Consider the following 15572-nt stretch of genomic DNA (forward strand, 5'->3'; position numbering starts at 1 on the left):
CTGGCAATAGGAGTTGACAGGTGAATGATATAGTCACTGTTGTAGGGCAGGGGTTATATCTCGCTGCCGCTGCAGTTATTGGACTGGGCATTGCAAGGATCTTACGTATTGATAATACACTTGGCTGCCTTGTCGCAGGAGTGCTGGCGGCTTTGTTACTTCCCATAATTGACTATGATACAGGTTTGCGTGCAACCAGTATCAGAGAGCTGGTATTCTTTGTTATTTTACCGGTATTAATTTTTGAGTCCGCCTGGCAGCTGGAACCCAAAGTCTTAAAGCGCTGGATTGGACCTGTACTGTTATTCTCTACACTCGGTTTGGTTATTTGTGCTGTTCTTATTGCAGCAATTACTTATTACGGCATTGGTCATCCGGAGGGTTTTCCTTGGGTAGCGGCCATGCTAACCGGGGCTATTTTAGCGGCTACTGACCCTGTTTCTGTAGTTAATAAGTTGCGTCAGGAAAAAACAGGAGATGATCTCTTAACCTTGGTGGATGGAGAGAGCCTCTTCAATGATGCTGCAGCTGTAGTTCTCTATTCATTAGTATTAGGGCTAGCTACCTATGGTATCGTTGAAAACTCATCGATGGGGGCTGCAGCCCCTTCGCTGGACGCGACTTCAGTGACACTATATTTTTGCATGGTATTTTTCGGTGGTGTTGCGATTGGGCTTATTTTTGGCTTGATAACCACTCTTGTCATATTGTTTCTACGATCTCCCAGTGCGGCTTTAATGACTTTAGTGATCGCTGCATTTGGTAGCTTCTATTTGGCGGAAAGTATTTTTCATGTGTCAGGTATCATTTCGGTAATGATATGTGCAATTGTTGCTCGAGCGTGCTTAAGCAAGCAAAATAACACCTATTTGGTTCATGCGGGTCCAACCTGGGAGTGGATGGGGTTGTTTTTTACCGGCATTATTTTTGTGATTATGGGATTGGTGATAACTTTTGAGATGTTTACCCACCAATGGCTGGCAATGCTTATTGCTACAGCGGCTGCTTTAGGAGCTAGAGCATTATCTGTATTCTTAGTGGCACCTCTGACTCGCTTTTTTGGCCCCCCGATACCGAAATCCTGGCGTCTGTTAATGAGCTGGGGCGGGCTCCGAGGGGTTATTGCGGTCGCTTTGGTACTTTCTCTTCCAGTTGAATTGCCCTATTGGTGGACAATTCAATCTATGGTATTTGGCGTGGTCCTTTTCTCCTTGTTGGTACAGGGGACTACCAGTGGCCGCTTGATTCATAAATTAAACCTTTGAGCTAAGGTTCCAAGTCATACAGCCTTTAGGATAATAGCGGTTGGGTTATCAGCAATTAACCACACAGCGACAAGAAGCAGACTGAGTGCAAAAAGCTTGTTTTGCAGATTTCTATTTTTATCGCTGATAAGTGCTTTCGATAAGGTCCGACCAAAAGCGATCCATGAGAAATGTGTCACAAAGTTGAGTATGGTGATCATAATAATCAAGGTGATAACACTGCTTTCATTGCTCTCCTCTTGCTTTGGTGCGAACACAGAGAACATAGTAATTACTATCATCCAAGCTTTAATATTCATACTTTGAATCAGCATTCCCTGCCAAATACTTACCGATTTAGTGGTAGTTTTTCCAGGCTTTTTATTAGGCTTTATAAAAACGTAAGCAAGGTAAATTAAGTAGATGGCACCAGTCCACTGCAAGATGGTCATTACCATAGGGTAGTGAATTAGCCAGCTCATAAATCCGAAGCCAACTAATAAAGCCTTCATTAGAAATACAATGTCTATGCCTGCCAGTAAAGGTAAGGAACGACGAATACCCAAGCTGGCTCCGGCTGCTGCAAAGGTGATATTGGCAGGTCCCGGGCTAAAAATTAGTGGGAACATTACTGCCAGCCAGGCTAATAGAAATTCTAAGCTCATATATATTGCTCATGTCGTAGAAGAGATATCGCTATGAGAAATGGTTCACACCGTTTAACGGTGCGCTTTGTCTTCCCAGAGATAGGTGAGTTTAGAGAGAGTAGAAGGAAGGTTCTTGTACAAAATTGCACTGAGCAGACTTCAAGTAGCGAGCAGGTGTGATACCGAATGCACGCTTGAAATTTCGACTCAAGTGGCTCTGATCAAAAAATCCACAGTCGATAGCCACCTCAGCCACCTGGGCTCCCGTACGAAATAATGCGCGGGCCCTTTGGGTTTTTAGGAGGATTAGGAATTGATGTGGAGGAACGCCAAACTGGGCATTAAAACTACGAATTAGCTGATATCGACTCATGCCAGTTAATTGGCACAACTCATCCAGTGTCACATTTCTTTGCCAGTTTTCCTGTAAATAAGCGCGGGCCTTCAAGACTCCCTGTTTGTTGGAGGATGACTTCGGGTAGATCTTTTGGTCGCCGTGACGGGCAAAGAGCTGGCTAATTGCCAGGGTGAGTAGAGAGTCTGTTGAAAGGGATAAAGCGCTCATTTCAAGACTGCTATGTAGCTTGTAGAGAAGCTGAAAAAGCTCAGGATCATCCAATAGTGGCCCTTTCAAAAATGGTACGAGTGTTTGATTCAGCAGAGTGTGTTCCCTGAGGGTTTCCTCAATGAGAGCCGTGTCAAAGTAAAACATACGGTAGTACCAACCGGAGTCACTTCCGGAAAAACCGGTATGAATCTCCCCTGGATTAAGCGCAGCAAGGGTTCCCTGAGGAAGAGTCACTGTTTCACCGCGATAATCGAGCTTTTCTACGCCAGAAAGGAAGATTCCAATAGCGAGTTCATCATGCCAATGCTTGGCAAAGGAAAACTTATGGAAGTAGGCGTGAAAAAGCTCTATGCCGCAATGACTCGGACTTCGCCAAGCCTTAGAGAATTCCTTTCGCACTGATAACCCTCGTATGATAAATAACCATTACTTTACAGAAAGAAAGGGTGGTAAAGCAAAGTTACAGATGGGTGTGTAACAATTGAATAGTGGAGAGGTTCGGAGTGGTACTTTTGATATCGAGTGCCTTTGTTTGGTAAGCATTTACCTGTATTAGTTCAGACCAAATCTGACACATCCTCTTGAAAAAGAGGGGTTTACCGGTTTTGATGAAGGTGCCTAAACCTAAAAGCAAAACCAAGGATAAACCCCATGATCCATACTAATGATCGCATCATCAAACACAAGACCGGATTGCTAAATCTGGCAGAAGAACTCGGAAATATCTCCAAAGCATGTAAGATGCTGGGTGTATCGAGAGACACTTTCTATCGGTACAAGGAAGCCGTTTCAAGTGGTGGCGTGGACGCCCTTCTTGAGAAGAACCGGCGTGTACCCAACCACAAGAACCGTGTTGACACAGTCATTGAAGAGGCAGTGTTAACTTATGCCCTCCAAGAGCCTGCCCATGGGCAGGTTCGAGTTTCCAATGAACTGCGTAAACGCGGTGTATTTGTGTCCCCTAGTGGCGTTCGGAGTATCTGGTTACGGCATGACCTAGCTAACTTCAAATTGCGATTAAAGGCACTTGAGGCCAAGGTCGCTGAGGAGGGACTGATCCTCACGGAGTCACAGGTTCAGGCTTTGGAGAGAAAACGGCATGATGATGAAGCCTGTGGTGAAATTGATACTCAACACCCAGGTTATCTGGGCTCGCAGGATACCTTCTATGTAGGAACCTTTAAGGGCGTCGGACGTGTCTACCAACAAACCTATATCGATACCTATGCGAAGGTGGCTCATTGCAAGCTGTACACCACCAAAACGCCAATCACTGCGGCAGACCTCCTGAATGACCGTGTACTACCGTTTTATGCCTTACATGATCTACCGGTGCTGCGTATCCTAACTGATCGCGGTACAGAGTATTGTGGCAAATTGGAACAGCACGACTACCAGTTATATCTAAGTGTGAACGAAATAGAACACACCAAGACAAAAGCCAGACATCCACAAACTAACGGGATCTGTGAGCGCTTCCATAAAACTATTCTACAAGAGTTCTACCAACCTTCATTACGCCGCAAGATCTATGGATCAATAGAAGAGTTACAAAAGGATCTGGACGAGTGGCTCACATATTACAATAATGAGAGAACCCATCAGGGTAAGAAGTGTTGCGGTCGAACACCGTTAGCCACTCTTGAAGATGGAAAAAGCATCTGGAAGGAAAAGCTCGTAAACTGAATTTGACCTGACAGAGCACCTCCTGAAAAACCGGTAACTGTCAGATCAAGTCTGAACTACTACATTTTATTGCTGTCGCCATAGCCGAACCCATGAGTGCACCCATTGTTGCGCCTGAATTTGAGTTAATTTCAAGAATGCTCAACACTATTGCCATGCCTACCAACAATAACAAATAGATAACTCCAAAACGAATAGCATATTTACCTAGCTTGACTTGATCTTCCATGCTTGATCTCTTTGCCTTCAATCTAACGCTAAGTTCAGCTGACCGAATCCAGGGACGCGAAGCGGCGGCGGATTTGGGTCTGCAGGAACTACCTGTTAGAAAAATTCAGATTGAGTCTAAAAATGACGTAATTTTCTGGATTCTTTCTTTGGGATTTCCCCTAATCTCAATAACTCGAAAGCCACTAGAATCTTCAAATTCATATATTAGATCTTGAAGTTGAATATCGACTTCTTTTCTCAGTTCTGGATTTTCCGATTCAGGACATCTAATTCTATCAGGATTTTCCACCGGGACAAAAATGACAATATCGATTAGCTCCATCGCTTCTAGAATTTGTTCGCGGTATTCTTCTAGTGATACCGAGTTATTATTTATAGTATTTATATAAGCGACGAAATCTAATGGGCAACGTTCAAACAATCTATTGTCCTGACTACTTGTTATCAATTCAATGGAGTAGTCTAGCTGAGATATAAAATCATCTTCACTTGGTGAGTCGCTGAATTCATGTCCCTTCTCTTCAAGCAGAATGTATGGCTCCTCTATAATTTCAAAGTTATCAAGCGAACCACCGAGATCGTCTAAAATAGTTGTCTTTCCTGTGCAGTGTGAACCTGATATAGCAATTTTCATATTCTATTTTATTCCAATTGTTTTCTAATACCGCAATCAAGGCAGTTTGGTTTGAGTGCTTTTTGCACAAAAAGGGGGCGCAGCAACTGTGTAAAAAAATGCATAAGGTAAGACATCGGCTGCTTTGCGTTGTTATGGCGCAGTTAACTCCGCGTCTATGGAAAACTGGGTAAACAGCTTCTCTTTGCCTTCGGAAATCTTCCCTTCTTTTTTCCAGCGCTCAATATCTTTTGATTTAAATGAAGGCTCTGCGATCTGAATTTGTCGTATTGATTCTTTTAATAGCTCTTGCCCGTGCGAATCGCCCATGGATAGGCGGTCCAGTAAATCTAGAGCGAGATTATTTTTGTTCGGAACAATCCCAATATGTTAAATGCTGATTAAGCCCGATACCTACCCCAAAACTATCTGGTAGATTTTCTACCGCCTGAGTTTAATATCATTCCTGAGCTGATCAAGTGATTAAAATGAGATGTGAATTTTTCACAAATCACGTCTTCATTCTCAGATACTGATATCCCTATATTTTCTAGAGCCAAGAAATATCCAGATACTTTCAACCCAACTGTCGCTTTCAGAGGGGCTATCAGCTGCCTTATCTATTTCCATATAACCTCACTAAAATTATAACGCCTTGCGAAGGGGCGAAGGGGCGAAGGGGCGAAGGGGCGAAGGGGCGAAGGGGCGAAGGGGCGAAGGGGCGAAGGGGCGAAGGGGCGAAGGGGCGAAGGGGCGAAGTGCGCAGTACTTTGTCCCGCTTGCACAATTTGTTAAGTGATTTTTACGGTATGGCACAAACATTGGTGGCTTCCAGTTTTATTTTTGTATGGTCATCGGGCAGCGAAACTAGTTTAAATGCCTTGCCCTTGAAATAGCTTACGAGGTGTTTCGATCTGGCTAAAAGTGCCTCGCCTTCTTCCCTGTTTGCCGCAATACGACTTTGAAAATAGTCGCCTCCAGCGTCACCGCTACCAAGATCAACGTACTCGCCATCTTTCAACTCAAATAAGTAGTAGGTGCTTGAGCCCGTTTTTTGGGGATACATAATACCCAGAATAGAGTCTTCGTACTTGCAATACGAGATAAACGCTTCGACGGCACTAGCTTGTAGCGGAAAAATTAGGAGCAGAACTATCAGATATCTCATATTCACTTAATACCGCCATAACCGGCAGCCATGCGTGAAGCGCGCGTTAGGCTGTCCAGCCACGAAGTGACGTTGATTGATGGCCTTGTTATGCATTTACTCGTACCTTATTAAAGAATAACAATGGCAGGCCAATAGATAATGCTAACGACCAGTCATAAAAATAAAAACCTATTAGAGCATGAGAGCCTATAACATACATTGTTTGTTCAGGGTATTTTCTTAGGAAGAGAAATACGCCACATACAAAACAAACAAGCATTGATGCAATACTCAAATAAAAAAACTCTGAACCTTCCTCTGTAAGTACATAGATCAAGCTACCCTTTGCCGCTTCGTATGTGCTTAGTGCCTTTGGTTGGGCAACAAGTAATAGAATTGCCCAGATAGCAAGAAAATAAAAGGCGCAAAGAAAATTTAGTGCTCCAGATATTTTAAAACCCATAACCTTCTCATCATGTATAACGAGGGTGTAGAAAAACTCACCCCACTTTTCATATTATGGTTGTACGTAAAAAAATTGAGTCTTTGTCAGTGAAAACTCAGCCAGATTTCATGTAGGATCACGATTTTTGATCGATATTTAATCAGTCTCAATCTCTCACAAGTATAATTTAGTTTTTCTACAGTCTGAACGACAAGATTTGGGGCGGTGAAGCGACAGCGTAGCCATCCCAGCCGCGCTTTTCAGCGGCGACAACACCGCCTTGTTATACGCCTTTTGAAAGACGCTTGATGCACATTTCTTTGTACTTAGCATTAGCATCTAAGATTTCAGGATTTTTAAGCTTAAATATGATCGTTGCGCAAGCAAATGTAGGATCAATGTTTCCATTATCTACGGCTAAACCAAGGTTTTTCAAGCTGTACTCAATTACCTTATCAACCGATGCATTTGTATCGGACGCTAAATAGTAGTTGGACCACAGAAAGAAGACCGAAGACTTATCGATAACACTAAAGTAATAATTGCTGCTCTCAGCAATAATCAATTGAGATCTGGATTCTTCCCACTCATTGCTTTTCTGTAACCTACTAGCCTTACTTATTGCAACTTTATACTCATCATTGCATTCAGGTTTTTCCTCTGCCCGAGCTCCAGCTCCATTAAAGATGGAAAAACAAAGTAGGCATATGGCCAGAAATTTAAGTATCTTCATAGTGATTGCGTATAACGCCTCAACTGTGTTTTATACACATCATTTAAGTCCATTTAAAGCCTCCGCTGCCTCCATATAATGGAGCAGTTTAGTGTACCCCTGCCAAACAGTTTTAACTCCGGGCTCACCATCGCCATTCCGTCCCAGAAAGCCTCCAAGTCCTGCCAACATACGAGTTATATCTCTCATACTTGGAGCTTCATTTGGTGGGGAGGTTTTAGCTTGCATTATCCATATCATACGCCACTCTTTTTCAGAGTAGAATTTCGTACACGACGTATCAGGAAGCGTTCGTGCTCGTGTTGTCATGGAGTGTAGACGCCACCCAATAATCATATAGATTGCAATACAGTTCAACATTCGCTGCTCGGTTCTAAAGCGATTACTTTCTATCTGGCATCCGCCTTTCACCACTCGGAAATAGGTTTCAATTTCCCATCGACTTCGATACCACTCAATAATGATCCTCACTTGCTTAAAGTCCTCAACGGCAAGATCGGTCAGCAGCATCCATTCAATACCTTTTTCCCCTTCTGGTGGGCTTAATTCCTTAGCAAAGACTGCGTAGAGAGAAAGAGGTCGTTTTGATTTTCCTTTTCCCTGCAATCTTACTTCTGCAATGGATACACTGACCTTAGCTTCCCTTTCTGGCTGTCCATTCCTTTTGGGGATACCTACTGAGTATTTCCCGATGGACTTCTGCTTGGTCATATAGTCCCAAAGTAAAGTCGTATCTTCTCCTTCGATCTCTAAACTACGATTAGCCTTGGCTCGAACAATATAGCTTGCACGCCGCTGTTCATTTTGATCTTCAGCTAATTGAAACCACTCATGAATATCTCCCTCTCTATCCGCGATGCTCACAATCGTGGTTTCAGGGCAGCGCTCTTGTATCTCACAAGCTGATTCATAATGGTCTAACCAGCGTCGACTCTCTTTATCTTGTATCGACTTGGTATAGCGAGAATTAGCGCTAGATTCTTTATCTCGCTGCCACATGCTACCCTCAATAATGCCCAGATTATCTCTGGATGGTGTTATAGCGATAGACGTATGTAGGAGCTGCTGATTAGTCTCCTTGCGTCGGAGTGTTCCCATTTCTTTGCTTTCTAAATCGGTAGCAAAATTTAGGAAAGTGGTATCCTGAGGGATAAGAACAACTGGCTGAACCTTGATTCTTTCAAGAGTGGCTGATTTATGGCCACTCAAAATGGAGTCAAAGCTGACTTTATCATTTTCGATAAATCGATAGGCTGCAAAGGTTTATGCCCAAGACTTGTTTGCACAGGGAATGCTACCCTTTGGGTCGGAACTTAAATTACTGAGAATATTGGACAAGCGCTTATTCAATCGTGTATCACCCATAACCTGATTTTTCACTTCGTCCCTGACCCAGTCCTGCATAATTATCCAGCCAAATTTGTAGCCCCTATAACGTACAAACTGTAACTCATTGATTTTTATAATAAAACTGAAAAAACTTGTGTATAAAACTTAGCGCTTTGCTAAGGGACAGCCGAAACGTAGTGTAGACTGTCCCGCGGAGGCCGCGCCCTTTGCGGCGGAGTGTACTTGAGCAACTTGTTAAGCACCTCCTTCGCATTCGGATTTAGCAGCACTTTCTTTGCTGCGAAACACATGATTATAGAGGCAGACAAGAAGCGCAAAAGCTATGCCCATTGCGGAGCCTGCCAAGTGAGCAACATAATTAACGTTATTTTCTCCTATAAGATACGCAATGCCATAGATGTCTGATAGAACGTAAAAGCTCACTAGTAAAATAACAGGAACTCTTATCGTCGTGAGAACTATAAGAAACCAAACAAATACAGCCATTCTTTTAAACGGATAGATGCATGCTGTTAATGTCATTAACCCCATAACGACACCGGAAAGCCCTAGTGTCGGAAGATGGCTATAAACTCCAAACAGGTTTGATTCGTAGGAAATACCAGTCGCAATACAACAGAGCGTAAAGAAAAGAAGATAGATTGCACTGCCTAGTAGTTGTTCTATTACTAGCGAAAAGGCGAAAAAGAACACCAAGTTGAAGAACAAGTGCTCCCAATCTGCATGTAAAAAGGATGATGTAATGTACTGGCTCACTTCTGAATTAAGCGGGTCATGCCACCACTCTACGGTTAGCGGATCATTTAAAACGATAGCATTAAAACGCTTCAACTCATCTGTGAGTAACTTCTGCTCTGAAGGAGTGATTTGGGCCTTATAAGCAAGGTAATCAAAGCTCTTGTTGTCTGAATTTATGTCCCATTCGAACATAAAATCTGTACAACCAACAACTAGACCTTCTGGTGATAGCTTTTTTAGTACCGGAATTACTTCTTGGGTTAGCTCATACTGACAGTAGTTCAAAGTTCGTTTTTCATATTGCCGATCGCTATAAGCTTGCATAATGAATATGAATACGCACGCAACTCCAAACAACAAGGTAAAAAATGGAGAACCGGCTAGCTTTAACCTTTGCTTGTATGGCAGGTCTAATCTATAGGGGAAGAAAAACAATTTATGATTTGCTCTCGATTCTAGTTTGTATTGTGCTTAACATTTATATAGTAATCATTCTGATCACTATTATCCTGATTACTATCTCGGAATCAATCTAGTTGGAGAGAGATCAATTTTCATTTGAAATCAGAAGGTTGTACGAATTTGGGCTAATCGTACAAAATGGAAAAACGATCATCATGACTACTATCAAGCAATATCAGAAAGCTCTTAACTTGTTGAATCATATACTATTTCAGTGTTATTTATCGATAGTAAGAAAATAACGATCATGATGTTCGAAAACCTGGAGAGTTAGCGCTTGCTAACTTTATTTGGGCCTCGTGTAAGATAGGTTGAAACGGCAAAAAATATACAGAAAGTGCGCTATAAACAGAGTGGAATTCTAGGAACTTTTGCTCTGGATAACTGACGATTTAGTGGTAGAAGTCTAGTGGGGAAAATTGGCTCTATTTTTGATTGAAGTAGTAATTTAGGTGGGGTTATTTGCTTAAAAGATCAAAGTATTAAGGCGGTTAAGGAGAGGTTCTGGCTCTCCTTAGCCGAGTTAAGGACGTGGAGCAGCTAAAGGGCAGGGCTGTGTGCAGTATTGTTGCTTGACACTGATCATTGAGAGCTGGTTGAGCGGCTAGCTTCTATAGTGGCGATGTGAGTACATTATTGAACTTAGGTGAAATCTATTTTTGAGTGTTAATGATTTTGCTGTACGCACGATGTAGACATCGATAGATCTTCCTGGCTGTGAAAGCCTGTTAGTTCAATCAAGCACAGGATTTGAAATACTTCACACAAAGCAGCTGCTTCAGCTCTTCCCGTTGTAGGGTTTACGAGCTATAGACTCACTAAGTAGTACAAAATCAAACTTGTGATCAGTAGCTACTATCTATTGCCGCTTGTTCTTTTTAATACGCAGATAGACCTCCTCACGGTGCACAGATATTGACTTTGGGGCGTCTATGCCGATGCTTATCTGGTTTCCCTTAACTTCCAATATTGTGATTGAGATCTTTGCTCCAATTCTGAGGTTCTCACCAACTCGGCGGTTTAAAATTAACATATTCCGTTCCTGCTGAATTGCAAAATAGAAGATAGCCTTCCGCAGTGGGAAGATTCCAGGGCTGTCCCATATAAATCGGTGTAAAAACGAACAAAATAGACCTAGAATAGCTATCTTTTTTGATAAATAGAGTGTTTTTCAGACAAAATGGATAGCGTAAGCCTTTTACATCACTTTGACGACATGGAAGATCCTCGAGTTGATCGGCACAAGCTGCACGCCCTGCCCGATATTTTACTTATCATGTTTTGCGGTGTTATTTGTGGTGCTGAAAGCTGTAGAGATTTTGTCGATTTCGCAGAATCTAAAATAGATTACCTAAAACGATTCACCCCGCTAAATAGCGGAATACCCTCAAAAAACACTTTTAGCCGTGTTATTTCAAGCTTAGACCCCGAACAATTTAAGCGCTGCTTTCTGCAGTGGGTCCAAGGTATTCAGCAAGAACTCGGTAACGTAATTGCGATCGATGGCAAGGCGCTAAGGCGCAGCTTCGATCAGGCCAGCAAGCGATCTCCTATACATATGGTGAGTGCTTTTGCGTCCGAGGCGCGACTTGTCCTTGCTCAGCAAAAAGTAGAAGAAAAGTCGAATGAGATTACGGCCATACCGAAGTTACTGGAGGTTCTTGATCTTAATGGTGCGATTATTACGCTTGACGCCATGGGCTGCCAGAAAACGATCACCCAGAAAATTATCGAACGAGGCGGCGATTATGTGATTGCTGTGAAGGGCAATCAGGACAAACTGCACCAGCAAATTACCACGCATTTTAATAATTTGTTCGATATGCAGTACCACAAGGATGTCGATACTGATTGTGTGGAAGAGGTGAGCCGAGGCCGAATAGAATCCAGAAAATGTCTCTCTACTAACAGTATTGATTGGCTCGGAGGTAAAGAGCAATGGCACGGTCTAAGAAGTGTTATCGCAGTCCAGGCGAAGCGAACTGTAGATGGGCGAACTAGTTGCGAAACGCGCTACTATATCAGTAGTTTAGAGCCGTGCTCAGCAGAACTTAATCATATTATTCGCTCTCACTGGGGTGTTGAAAACTCGTTACACTGGATTTTAGATGTGGTTTTTCGTGAGGATGATAGTCGCTTCAGATCAGGAAATGCACCAGAAAACATGGCGATCTTGAGGCATTCGGCACTCAATCAGTTGCAAGCGGCAAAGCCCAGCTTTAAAAAAGACATGAGCATTAAAAGGCTTCGGAAAAAGGCTGGCTGGGATAATGAAACCTTGGACAAGATAATTACAGCCACCATTTAGACTGATTTATATGGGACAGCCCTGGGGAAGATTCAAGAAGTAATGTGTGGGATTTGAAAGAGGTGGGGCGCGAGAACGATAGGCATAGAAGAAGAAAAGGCGGGCGCAACGCTCCCAGAGCTTGAGGACACACTCCAAGCTGCTGAATCTACTCCACTTTATTGAAGACGAGCGGGTATCTAGCGTATGATGCATATAGCCATTTTGATAGTGTAGATATCAATGTGGTTAGCTGGCCCCTGGTGTTGGTAGCACCTAGGGTCAGCGCCTTTTACTTATTCTTATATTGCTCTAGCGTTCTCCTTTAAGTAGGTGAGTCTTTTTCAGAGCTCTTAAATCTCTCTTGTAGCTTATTTGGACCTCATAAAGACTCATTCAAGTAAACTTTATATGCCGATACATATCCATCGATTTTACGTAGCTTTGATATTAAAACAAACTTAATAAATTCCAATAAGATCATTTTTGTGCCTATATTTTGTAAATTCTCACGTCGAACTCATTGAATCACTGGTAGTAAACCTCAGGTTGAAAAATCTATTTTTAAACTTCGTGTTCGAGGCTTGTATGGCTTACTAGCCGAAGTAGATAGTTCTGAGTGAAGATATTAGTAGGTTTGGACACCTTAACTTTGTGGGGTGACTCTACCTTTTAATATGGAATTCCCTTCTAATTCGGCTGGGCTTTTATTTCGAGGGATACATTAGTAGTTTATTTGACTGGCATGGTCGCTAATAAATATAATTATCCACAATCCACCAAAAATAGAATTTGCTTTTCGATCCTGTGCTTTTAGCTAGCTCTTTCATTTTACTAAGGCTATGTCTATCGTAGTAGCTCTGATCCAAAATTACCCCTAGGGTCTTGGTGAGTGTGTTCAAGTTTTCTCGTGGATCGTCTTCGAGCAATAATAGTTCGGCATTAAAGCCTGTGGAAACTGAGCCCACCTTATCGCTAATGCCCAGCGCTTTTGCTGGGTGATGGGTTGCTGCTCGCAATACATCTTTAACAGGAATCCCCAGCTCCACTAATCGTTGCATTTCTTGAATAGTGCCCAAGCCGTTGAGCGTATAGAAAGTTCCGCCGTCAGACGCTATCAGTATCTCAATACCGGCTTGGTTTAGCTGCTTGGCCATATCTCCGAAAATGTTGGATTTACCCTGCCAATCCTGTTGCGCTTTAGCACTATGTATCCCATTAACCTTCTGCCCACCCATTGCTTTTATCGCGGGGTGATTGAGCTCGAGATCATCAGCTATGCTGTGCCAGTAGTCTGGCCCATGCTGAGCGATCTGTGCTACGTTGTCATATACGATTAATGTAGGGCTAACTGGTACGTTGCTATCTAAAAGTTGCTGCACAATTTTATCGAAACTCTCCTGCTGATAATCGTAGTTCAAATGTGCCTGAAAGATCATTTCCACATGCTCTAATGACTGCGGTTTAGCCGATAAGTATTCATTGAGAGTAATACCAAAAGGCGGGTGGCCAGCTAAAGGCATGCCGAGCTTTTGCGCCTCATCAGCTATAGCGAAGAAAACCTCACGGGATAAGCCGTCATAAACTTTAACTTGTTGGTACCCCTGCTGATATTGCTGGCGAACCAGCTGGCGAGCCTCTTCTTTACTACCAATAAACTTGTGGTGTCGGCCACTGGCATAGTGGGAATGTTGATTAACAGGTGCACCGGATAACACCATATGAGGGCCGGCTATATTCCCAGTATCGATCCATTTTTTAAGAATACGCTGAGGGGAATTTCCAGCCATAACTCTTGTGCGAGTGACTCCGTGCGCTAACATAGCTAATAGATCGGACCGCCCCCATACATGGCTGTGCATATCGATTAAGCCTGGCATCACATATTTACCCAGGCCATTAATCCTCAGCTCGCCTTCAATCTCAGGTATTACATCGCTAGTTATTTGGGCAATTCTTCCATCTTGAATGACAAGGTTTTGGTTACTTACGGCTGTATTATTCTGGGTGTCGATGACTGTGATATCGGTAACTACAATGCGAGAATTCTGTTCAGCTAACCCGTAGGAAGAGGGAGGGATGTACCATGCACATCCCCAAGATCCGAGCGCAGCAACGCTAATGAACACTAAAATAGCTACCGCTGCTTTCCATGAACGAGCAAAATAGGAAGAAAACTTCATAATGACCTCTTTTGAATCAAAGAGGCCAAAATGCCAAAATTATCAGCTTCTGGCGTCCGAAATCCAGATTTTGCACGTTCAAAGTAACCATTATTGAGGTTTTGCTGCTAAATACTGACTAGGAGTCATCCCAAGGTGGCGCTTAAACAGGCTGTTGAAGCTGGATTTAGAGTTAAAGCCCGCTTCAAGTGCAATATCGAGGAGACGAACTTTTTTGTCCGAATCACTCTCTTTTGCTGAATCAAGTTGCGAAACTACACCTGCCAAACGCTGAGCATTAACATAGTCATTAAAGTTACCGCCATAGCCCTGATTGATGGCCCAGGAAATATCTTTCTCTCCAAGCCCTGTATGTTGTGCCAAGTCCCGAAGGGATAACCTTGGTAGGCGATAGAGCTGTTGACTATGAACCTGTTTGTTAAGCTCCTTGAAAAGGGCATCCGCCTGAGTCGTTTCGTCAGCTTTGCACTTTCCCTTATCACAACCTTCTATTACGGATAAGCCCAGGGCTTGTTCGCCATCTGTTAAACCCGCAAATAGCTGCGGTTCCCTAACCGCGCGAATTACAAGCAAAGCAACAATCAAAAAATAGCTCAGCTGCATAACAAGGTACCATCTGAGCAAAAGAGGAATGGGTAAGTAAGGTTGCAAGTTATGCCGCACTGCATCCACCAGTGCAACGCCAACCAGAACCCATAGGATACGCTTAACCCAATCAGCTCTCAATTTGTTAGCATCGGAGCGGTTTTGGGGCAAGATATGTTGATATCGAATAAGCGCTTTTATACTTAATGAGAAATAAACAATCTGACTTAAAGTACCGGCCGCTAAAACCCACTGAGGCCAGTGATTAAATAATAAACTGATTGCTGCTGGTACTAAGTGCACCCAGTGTTTACGCTGTTGTTGATAATTGGTGGATATTAATTGTGCAGCCACAGCAAAAAATAATGGGCCCATCAATAATGAGAACGATGGCGTGATTAAATAACCAAGATTAACCACTTTCGTTTCTTCTACAAAATTAAATACCATCAATAATGCAGTGGTGCCTAACAGGTATCGCATTGCTGTAAAACGATTTTGCGCCCAAAGTAATGCAATACCTAGAATCGACAGGGTGATAAAGGCTATCTGTAAAAAATTAGATGCGGAGTAACTTACCATATTTGCTCAAATTATAAGCTATAAATCGATAAACAGAATTCCTTAAGTGGGAATATCATTTGAAGCTT

Annotated in this window: 16 protein-coding genes and 1 pseudogene; 3 read left to right on the top strand and 14 right to left on the bottom strand. The window is 42.8% G+C overall.

Translation table 11 applies throughout. The features are described 5' to 3' along the window. Positions 1-20 precede the first annotated feature (20 nt). Complete coding sequence (locus ACJJI8_RS13140; RefSeq protein ID WP_444932635.1) at positions 21-1265, top strand: cation:proton antiporter; 1245 nt, start codon at positions 21-23, stop codon at positions 1263-1265. 14 nt (positions 1266-1279) lie between these two features. On the opposite strand, the gene ACJJI8_RS13145 is transcribed toward ACJJI8_RS13140, so the two are convergent. Both ACJJI8_RS13145 and ACJJI8_RS13150 read right to left on the bottom strand, forming a co-directional pair. Then, the gene (locus ACJJI8_RS13145) at positions 1280-1909 is read right to left on the bottom strand and encodes a LysE family translocator (protein ID WP_444932636.1); all 630 of its coding nucleotides are present in this window, start codon (positions 1907-1909) and stop codon (positions 1280-1282) included. Positions 1910-2000: 91 nt separating this feature from the next. Beyond that, the gene (locus tag ACJJI8_RS13150; protein WP_444932637.1) at positions 2001-2858 is read right to left on the bottom strand and encodes an AraC family ligand binding domain-containing protein; all 858 of its coding nucleotides are present in this window, start codon (positions 2856-2858) and stop codon (positions 2001-2003) included. 252 nt (positions 2859-3110) lie between these two features. Here ACJJI8_RS13150 and ACJJI8_RS13155 point away from each other — a divergent pair, with 252 nt between their 5' ends. After that, positions 3111-4145, top strand: a complete 1035-nt coding sequence (locus tag ACJJI8_RS13155; protein WP_444932638.1) for an IS481 family transposase — start codon at positions 3111-3113, stop codon at positions 4143-4145. A 40-nt stretch (positions 4146-4185) separates the two neighbouring features. Here the strand turns inward: ACJJI8_RS13155 and ACJJI8_RS13160 are convergent, their stop codons facing one another. The 10 genes and pseudogenes from ACJJI8_RS13160 to csrA form a co-directional block, all read right to left on the bottom strand. Beyond that, positions 4186-4374 (bottom strand): hypothetical protein, encoded by a 189-nt coding sequence (locus tag ACJJI8_RS13160; RefSeq protein ID WP_444932639.1) that lies wholly within the window; start codon positions 4372-4374, stop codon positions 4186-4188. Positions 4375-4479: 105 nt separating this feature from the next. After that, the gene (locus tag ACJJI8_RS13165; protein ID WP_444932640.1) at positions 4480-5010 is read right to left on the bottom strand and encodes an AAA family ATPase; all 531 of its coding nucleotides are present in this window, start codon (positions 5008-5010) and stop codon (positions 4480-4482) included. Positions 5011-5142: 132 nt separating this feature from the next. Continuing rightward, complete coding sequence (locus ACJJI8_RS13170; protein ID WP_444932641.1) at positions 5143-5319, bottom strand: hypothetical protein; 177 nt, start codon at positions 5317-5319, stop codon at positions 5143-5145. A 472-nt stretch (positions 5320-5791) separates the two neighbouring features. Continuing rightward, positions 5792-6157: a hypothetical protein gene (locus ACJJI8_RS13175; protein ID WP_444932642.1), complete on the bottom strand. Its 366-nt coding sequence runs from the start codon at positions 6155-6157 to the stop codon at positions 5792-5794. 88 nt (positions 6158-6245) lie between these two features. Continuing rightward, the gene (locus ACJJI8_RS13180; RefSeq protein WP_444932643.1) at positions 6246-6602 is read right to left on the bottom strand and encodes a hypothetical protein; all 357 of its coding nucleotides are present in this window, start codon (positions 6600-6602) and stop codon (positions 6246-6248) included. A 265-nt stretch (positions 6603-6867) separates the two neighbouring features. Continuing rightward, positions 6868-7317: a hypothetical protein gene (locus tag ACJJI8_RS13185; RefSeq protein WP_444932644.1), complete on the bottom strand. Its 450-nt coding sequence runs from the start codon at positions 7315-7317 to the stop codon at positions 6868-6870. A 39-nt stretch (positions 7318-7356) separates the two neighbouring features. Continuing rightward, positions 7357-8562, bottom strand: a pseudogene (locus ACJJI8_RS13190) (IS4 family transposase); the annotation flags it as partial. Positions 8563-8580: 18 nt separating this feature from the next. Then, on the bottom strand, positions 8581-8721 hold the full coding sequence (locus ACJJI8_RS13195) for an IS4/Tn5 family transposase DNA-binding protein (RefSeq protein WP_444932645.1): 141 nt from the start codon (positions 8719-8721) through the stop codon (positions 8581-8583). Between the two features lie 180 nt (positions 8722-8901). Beyond that, the gene (locus tag ACJJI8_RS13200) at positions 8902-9729 is read right to left on the bottom strand and encodes a rhomboid family intramembrane serine protease (protein WP_444932646.1); all 828 of its coding nucleotides are present in this window, start codon (positions 9727-9729) and stop codon (positions 8902-8904) included. 997 nt (positions 9730-10726) lie between these two features. Beyond that, entirely contained in the window at positions 10727-10900 is a 174-nt protein-coding gene (gene csrA, locus ACJJI8_RS13205; protein ID WP_444932647.1) for a carbon storage regulator CsrA, read from the bottom strand. Positions 10901-11047: 147 nt separating this feature from the next. On the opposite strand from csrA, the gene ACJJI8_RS13210 reads away from it, so the two are divergent. Then, positions 11048-12175, top strand: coding sequence for an ISAs1 family transposase (locus ACJJI8_RS13210; protein ID WP_444932648.1), 1128 nt, complete (start codon positions 11048-11050; stop codon positions 12173-12175). A 731-nt stretch (positions 12176-12906) separates the two neighbouring features. Here ACJJI8_RS13210 and ACJJI8_RS13215 read toward each other — a convergent pair. Both ACJJI8_RS13215 and ACJJI8_RS13220 read right to left on the bottom strand, forming a co-directional pair. Beyond that, positions 12907-14337, bottom strand: a complete 1431-nt coding sequence (locus tag ACJJI8_RS13215; RefSeq protein ID WP_444932649.1) for an amidohydrolase family protein — start codon at positions 14335-14337, stop codon at positions 12907-12909. A gap of 90 nt (positions 14338-14427) precedes the next feature. Then, positions 14428-15504 (bottom strand): helix-turn-helix domain-containing protein, encoded by a 1077-nt coding sequence (locus ACJJI8_RS13220; RefSeq protein ID WP_444932650.1) that lies wholly within the window; start codon positions 15502-15504, stop codon positions 14428-14430. Positions 15505-15572 lie beyond the last annotated feature (68 nt).

The sequence above is a fragment of the Microbulbifer maximicatervae (SeqCode) genome, from assembly GCF_052467695.1.

What these genes read in the sequence shown, in the direction of transcription:
- ACJJI8_RS13145 (WP_444932636.1), bottom strand. Translation starts at nt 1,909, where the DNA reads ATGAGCTTAGAATTTCTATTAGCCTGGCTGGCAGTAATGTTCCCACTA.
- ACJJI8_RS13155 (WP_444932638.1), top strand. Translation starts at nt 3,111, where the DNA reads ATGATCCATACTAATGATCGCATCATCAAACACAAGACCGGATTGCTA.
- ACJJI8_RS13160 (WP_444932639.1), bottom strand. Translation starts at nt 4,374, where the DNA reads ATGGAAGATCAAGTCAAGCTAGGTAAATATGCTATTCGTTTTGGAGTT.
- ACJJI8_RS13165 (WP_444932640.1), bottom strand. Translation starts at nt 5,010, where the DNA reads ATGAAAATTGCTATATCAGGTTCACACTGCACAGGAAAGACAACTATT.
- ACJJI8_RS13170 (WP_444932641.1), bottom strand. Translation starts at nt 5,319, where the DNA reads ATGGGCGATTCGCACGGGCAAGAGCTATTAAAAGAATCAATACGACAA.
- ACJJI8_RS13175 (WP_444932642.1), bottom strand. Translation starts at nt 6,157, where the DNA reads ATGAGATATCTGATAGTTCTGCTCCTAATTTTTCCGCTACAAGCTAGT.
- ACJJI8_RS13180 (WP_444932643.1), bottom strand. Translation starts at nt 6,602, where the DNA reads ATGGGTTTTAAAATATCTGGAGCACTAAATTTTCTTTGCGCCTTTTAT.
- ACJJI8_RS13185 (WP_444932644.1), bottom strand. Translation starts at nt 7,317, where the DNA reads ATGAAGATACTTAAATTTCTGGCCATATGCCTACTTTGTTTTTCCATC.
- ACJJI8_RS13195 (WP_444932645.1), bottom strand. Translation starts at nt 8,721, where the DNA reads ATGCAGGACTGGGTCAGGGACGAAGTGAAAAATCAGGTTATGGGTGAT.
- ACJJI8_RS13200 (WP_444932646.1), bottom strand. Translation starts at nt 9,729, where the DNA reads ATGCAAGCTTATAGCGATCGGCAATATGAAAAACGAACTTTGAACTAC.
- csrA (WP_444932647.1), bottom strand. Translation starts at nt 10,900, where the DNA reads ATGTTAATTTTAAACCGCCGAGTTGGTGAGAACCTCAGAATTGGAGCA.
- ACJJI8_RS13210 (WP_444932648.1), top strand. Translation starts at nt 11,048, where the DNA reads ATGGATAGCGTAAGCCTTTTACATCACTTTGACGACATGGAAGATCCT.
- ACJJI8_RS13215 (WP_444932649.1), bottom strand. Translation starts at nt 14,337, where the DNA reads ATGAAGTTTTCTTCCTATTTTGCTCGTTCATGGAAAGCAGCGGTAGCT.
- ACJJI8_RS13220 (WP_444932650.1), bottom strand. Translation starts at nt 15,504, where the DNA reads ATGGTAAGTTACTCCGCATCTAATTTTTTACAGATAGCCTTTATCACC.